The sequence below is a fragment of the Mycobacterium sp. TH-M82 genome, from assembly GCF_057473605.1.
Window position 1 is genome coordinate 1 of the sequence record NZ_JBYCKY010000537.1, and the last position, 5,952, is coordinate 5,952.

Sequence of the window (5,952 nt, forward strand, 5' to 3'; positions counted from 1 at the left end):
TGGGGGCGATCAGGCCGTTGGACCGTCCGTCGTGGTTGACCGCGCTGCCGGCGATGACGGCCAGGATCGCATCGCCGTCGCGGCGGGCGTCCTCGACGCGCTTGAGCACCAGCATGCCGGCGCCCTCGGAGCGGATGTAGCCGTCGGCGTCCGACGAGAACGCCTTGATCCGGCCGTCCGGCGACAGGACGGCACCGATCTCGTCGAAGCCCAGCGTCACCGCGGGGGTGATGATCGCGTTGACCCCGCCGGCCACCGCCGCGTCGCATTCGCCGTTGCGCAGCGCCTGGACGGCCTGGTGGACCGCGACCAGCGAGCTCGAGCATGCGGTGTCGAGAGCCACCGACGGCCCGCGGAAGTCGTAGAAGTAGGAGACCCGGTTGGCGATGACCGAGGTGGCGGTGCCGGTGATCGCGTACGGGTGCGCGCTCGTCGGATCGGACACCGCCATCATGGCGTAGTCGTTGTTGGAGACACCGACGTACACGCCGACGGGCTTGCCGCGCAGGCTGGACGCCGGGATGCGGGCGTACTCCAGCGCCTCCCACGTCAGCTCCAGCGCCATCCGCTGCTGCGGGTCGATGTTGTCGGCCTCGGGCTTGGCCACCGCGAAGAACTCCGAGTCGAAGCCCTTGATGTCCTTCAGGTAGCCGCCGCGAGTCTGGGCGTTGGCCACCCGTTCGGCCAGCCGCGGCTCGGCGAGGAACTCCTCCCACCGCCCCTCGGGCAGGTCGGTGATGGCGTCGCGGCCCTCCATCAGCGCCTGCCACGTGGCGTCGGGGGTGTCCATGTCGCCCGGGAAGCGGGTGGACAGACCCACGACCGCGATGTCGACGCGCTCGGCGGGGCCCGTGCGCGTCCAGTCCGCGTCGCCGTCGGCGGACGTGTCCGCCTCGGGCTCGCCCTCGATGATGCGGGTGGCCAGCGACTCGATCGTCGGGTGCTGGAAGGCCACCGCGACCGACAGCGTGACACCGGTCATGTCCTCGATGTCGGCGGCCATCGCCACGGCATCGCGCGACGACAGCCCCAGCTCCACCATGGGCACCGACTCGTCGATCGAGTCGGGCGACTGGCCGGTGCACCTGGCCACGTAGTTGCGCAGCCATTCCCGCATCTCCGGGACGGACGGCATCCGCCGCTTCTCCTCATCGCTGCGCTCTGCATCGTCGTCGGCGCGCATGTCGGTCTTCTTCGCGGGCAGGTTGTCGTTCGCGGGCGGGTTGTCCAACGATTCAGATCCTGTGTCAGTCATGTCCGGTTCAGCTTGATTCGGTGGCAAAGGCGGTGGGAGAACCGACGCCGCTGCGCAGGCTGCCGTCGAGATAGGCGGTCCGGCAGGCACGTCGGCCGATCTTGCCGCTGGAGGTGCGCGGGATCAGCCCGGCCTGCACCAGCAACAGGTCGCGAACGGTCACGCCGTGCCGGACGGCGATCGCCGCCCGGATGTCGTCGGCGATCGGCTGGTAGTCGAGCTTGTGCGCCCCCGCGGCGCGCTCGGCGACGATGACCAGCTGCTCGGAGGTGTCCTCCGGGTCGTAGCTCAGGCCGGTGTGCGGGTTGTCGAACACCTCCCGGGGCAGCTGGTTGGCCGGCACCGAGAAGGCGGCGACGTACCCGGTGCGCAGCGCCTTGTTGGCCTCCTGGGCCGAGTACTCCAGGTCCTGCGGGTAGTGGTTGCGGCCGTCGATGATGACCAGGTCCTTGATCCGGCCGGTGATGTAGAGGTTGCCCTTGTAGTAGGTGCCGTAGTCGCCGGTGCGGACCCACATACCGTCGTCGGCGGCGCCCTCCGCGTGCGACGGGCTGGTACGCGACTTGAGGATGTTCTTGAACGTCTCGGTGGTCTCCTCCTCCTTGCCCCAGTAGCCGACGCCCATGTTGTTGCCGTGCAGCCAGATCTCCCCGATGTGCCCGTCCGGCAGCTCGGTGGCCGAGTCGGCGTCGACGATGACGGCCCATTCGTCGACACCGATCACGCCCGCGGACACCTGCGCGACGGCGTTGGGCGCGTCGGCGGCGACCTCGACGAAGCGGTGCTCGTTCAGCGCGTCCCGGTCGACGTGGATGACCAGCGGCGCCTCGTTCATCGGCGTGGTGGAGACGAACAGCGTCGCCTCGGCCAGGCCGTAGGACGGCTTGATCGCCGTCTCGCGCAGGCCGTAGGGCTGGAACGCCTCGTAGAACCGGCGCATCGATGCCGGTGACACCGGCTCGCTGCCGTTGAGGATCCCCCGGACGTTCCTCAGGTCCAGCGGCGGCTCGCCGTCCTTGGGCGCACCGCGCAGCGCGGCGTGCTCGAACGCGAAGTTCGGCGCCACCGAGATGACCGACCCGTTGTCGTTCTCGTCCTGGCGCGCCATGGCCCGGATCCAGCGGCCGGGCCGGCGCACGAACGCGGCCGGCGTCATGAACGTCATGTTGTGGCCGAACACCGGCGACAACAGCACCGTGATCAGGCCCATGTCGTGGAAGAACGGCAGCCAGCTGACGCCGCGGTCGCCCTCCTCGCCACCCATGGAGAGGGCGTCGAGCACCTGCACCACGTTCGTGGGCAGGTTCAGGTGGGTGATCTGCACCCCCGTGGGCGTGCGGGTCGAGCCCGACGTGTACTGCAGGTAGGCGATGTCGTCTGCCCCGCCCGTCGGCTGCTCCCAGGTGACGCCGACCTCGTCGGGCACCGCGTCGACGGCGATGACGCGGGGCCGGTCCTTGGCCGGGCGGTTGCGGAAGAATTTGCGGACGCCCTCGGCGGAGTCGCTGGTGGTCAGGACCGTCGAGGGCGTGCAGTCGTCGAGCACGGCGTGCAGCCGCCCGACGTGGCCCGGCTCGCTGGGGTCGAACAGCGGCACCGCGATCCGGCCGGCGTACAGCACGCCGAAGAACGAGATCAGATAGTCCAGGTTCTGCGGGCACAGGATCGCGACGCGGTCGCCGGGCTGGGTGACCTGCTGCAGTCGGGACCCCACGGCCCGGTTGCGCTTGGAAAAGTCGGACCAGGAGATGTCGCGGGCGATGCCCTCACGCTCGGTGGAGAAGTCGAGGAACCGATAGGCCAGTTTGTCCCCGCGAACCTTTGCCCAGCGCTCCACGTGCCGGGCCAGATTGAGGTTCTCGGGAAATCTGATCTTCCCGTTCACGATGAACGGGTTGTGGTACGCCATACCGCTCTCCTGTCAAACACTGCTCGTCGACATTTACCTGTGGTCTGCGCACGGGCCGACCCGGCCGGCCCGCGATGACGCAGGCTCCGGTTCACATCGGCTCCGACCCGAGCGGGTCAGCACAACGCTACTTATGCTCTTGACGCTCTAACTGCTCTTAATTTTCTCTTAATGTTAAGGGTCCGAACCCGGCACACCAAATCACAAGGTACCGCTGTTGGGGGTCGGCTCCGTTCTACCTGAGGCTGTGTCCCCTCACCCGTGTTTGGGATGCGGCGCGTTCTGGATCAGGCCCCGCGCCCAGTTGAGCGTCCACTCGGTCGCCGGCTCCCCGTCCAGGCTCCAGAACTGCGGGGTGGCGTACAGGGCGTGCACCGGTCCCGCGGCGCCGCCGGCCAGCGTGTTCAGCGTGTTGGGCAGGTTGGTGAGGCTGAAGGCCTCGTCCGGGGCGGCGCAGATGAGATCGCCCGGGGCGCAGATCTCGTTGGTCCTGTCGTTGAGCGCCCCGAAACCGCCCGGCCGCGCACCGGTCATGGTCAGACCGAGCCCGGACAGCACCGGCACCTCGTGCAGGGTGACCTCTGCACCCTCCCCCGGCGGGTTGGGCCCGACGTCGTTGCCCACCCCCGGCTGGCGGCGCCCGTCGGCGATCAGCGTCACGCCCAGCACCAGGTCGTCGTCGACCGGGCCGCGGCCGTTGCCGATGTCGCTGGCGATGTCGCCGCCGATCACCGCGCCCTGCGAGAAGCCGATCAGCACGTAGCTGGTCAACGGGCACTTGGCGTTCATGTCGGTCATCGCCTTGATCGTCGCGCGGGTGCCCTCGGCCCGGCTGGCGTTGTACGACATCTGCGTGTCGCCGCTCAGCGGGTTGTTGAACTGCGCGGTGTAGGGGACGGTGTAGGTCTCCAGCCGCGAGGGCGGGAACTGCTGACGCAACGGCCCGGTCACCTTGAGCAGCAACGCGTTCGGGAACTGCGTGGGGTTGAGCGGATCGTCATCCGGGGAAGACTCCCAGGTGCCGGGAATCGCGATCAGGTCCACGTCGGGGCACGAGGCGGCCTGGCTGGCCGGGCGGGGCTTGTGGGGGTGCGTCGTCGTCGAGGCCGGCGGCAGCACCCCGGGCGGCACCGCGGTCGGCGGCGACTGCGAGCTGCGCAGCAGGACCACCACCGCCACCAGCACCAGCAACACCACGCCCGCCACCGACAGGGCGGCGGCCCAGGCGAGCATCCGGTGGCGCTTGCGCCGCGCGTTGGTTGCCATGTTCTCCTGCCAGTCGGAAGGCGGCAGCGACGCGGTCTCACCCCCCGCTGCACCTTCTACACGGTACCGGCTCGCCGTCTCAGCGAATGGCGCCGACGATGTCGCCCGACATCGCCCCGAGTTGGCCCGACCACGAGCCCCAGCCGTTGTCGCCGCCGCCGGGGAAGTCGAAGTGCCCGTTGTGCCCGCCGTTGCTGCGGTACATCTGGTAGAACTCGCGGGAGCCGCCCATCGCCACGGCCGCCTGGCCGATCACCGCCGCGGGATCGCTGGCCCCGTCATTGGTCGGGCTGTACACCCACACCCGGGTGTTGTTCTGCGCCAGCAGTGCCGAATGCACCGTCGGGTCGTGCCACTTCCAGCGGCCCAGCTGCGGGGCGCCCCACATCCCGTTGCCGTCGACGCCGCCGAATTGCTGCAGGCCCGCCAGGATCGCACCGTTGTAGTTGGTGCTCGACGGGTACACGAAGCCCGACAGCGAGCCGGCGAAGCCGAAGCGGTCGGGGTGGAAGGCGGCCAGCGCCATCGCGCCGTAGCCGCCCTGCGCGGCGCCCACGGCGGCATGACCGCCGGGCGCCAGCCCCCGGTTGGCGGCCAGCCAATCCGGCAGCTCGCTGGACAGGAACGTGTCCCACTGCTTGCTGCCGTCCTGTTCCCAGTTGGTGTACATGCTGTAGGCGCCGCCGGCCGGCGCGACCACCGAGATGCCCTTGCCGGCCAGCGTGTTCATCGCGTTGCCTGCGGTGACCCAGTTGCTGACGTCCGGCCCGGCGTCGAAGGCATCGAGCAGGTAGACCGCGTGCGGGCCGCCTTTGAGGAAGGCCACCGGGATGTCGCGGCCCATCGCCGCCGAAGGAACCATCAGGCTCTCGTAGCCGGCGGCGCCGGCCTTTCCGGGCGAGCCGCCCACCGCCACCACACCGCTCAGTCCCACAGCCAGCGCGGCGACGCACACCAGCCGCAGCAGACCCCGTACGACCCTCATGGCCACCCTCCATCGTCTCGTCGCTGTCTGCACATTAGCCAGGTCGCGGCCCGACCGGAACCGAGGGTGGTGAAACAGGTCACACCGCCGGAAACGATCGGTGGCGGGGACCCCGCAGGGTCCCCGCCACCGATGGCGTTGCTGTGTGTCAGTGACCGGCGCCGGTGTTGCCGGCGCTGTTAGCGGTGCCCGCGGTCGTGGCGGCCGGGCCGGCGCCGGGCGTCGCGCCCAGCGTCGACTGCAGGTCAGGCTTCATGGCCTGCAGCTGCGCGCCCCAGTACGGCCAGTCGTGCGTGCCGTTGTCGTCGAAGTTGAACACCGCGTTGTGCCCGCCGGCGGCGTTGTAGGCGTCCTGGAACTTCAGGTTGCTGGTGCGCACGAAGCCCTCCAGGAACTTCGCGGGCAGGTTGTCGCCACCGAGGTCCGACGGCTTGCCGTTACCGCAGTACACCCAGATGCGGGTGTTGTTGGCGACCAGCTTGCCGACCTGCAGCGTCGGGTCGTTGCGCGCCCAGGCGGGGTCATCCTTGGGGCCCC

The 5,952-nt window shown here is 69.6% G+C and carries 5 protein-coding genes; all 5 read right to left on the reverse strand.

Annotated elements, in window-relative coordinates:
- On the reverse strand, nucleotides 1-1,183 hold a 1,183-nt coding region (locus AC2VON_RS16320; RefSeq protein WP_486953887.1), incomplete at its 3' end, for a beta-ketoacyl synthase N-terminal-like domain-containing protein.
- A gap of 79 nt (nucleotides 1,184-1,262) precedes the next feature.
- Nucleotides 1,263-3,164, reverse strand: a complete 1,902-nt coding sequence (gene fadD32, locus AC2VON_RS16325) for a long-chain-fatty-acid--AMP ligase FadD32 (protein ID WP_369736373.1) — start codon at nucleotides 3,162-3,164, stop codon at nucleotides 1,263-1,265.
- Between the two features lie 255 nt (nucleotides 3,165-3,419).
- Nucleotides 3,420-4,430 (reverse strand): carboxylesterase Culp6, encoded by a 1,011-nt coding sequence (culp6, locus tag AC2VON_RS16330; RefSeq protein WP_369736372.1) that lies wholly within the window; start codon nucleotides 4,428-4,430, stop codon nucleotides 3,420-3,422.
- Nucleotides 4,431-4,509: 79 nt separating this feature from the next.
- Entirely contained in the window at nucleotides 4,510-5,415 is a 906-nt protein-coding gene (locus AC2VON_RS16335; RefSeq protein WP_369736371.1) for an esterase family protein, read from the reverse strand.
- 148 nt (nucleotides 5,416-5,563) lie between these two features.
- Nucleotides 5,564-5,952, reverse strand: a 389-nt coding sequence (locus tag AC2VON_RS16340) for an alpha/beta hydrolase-fold protein (RefSeq protein WP_486953886.1), incomplete at its 5' end; no start/stop codon positions are given.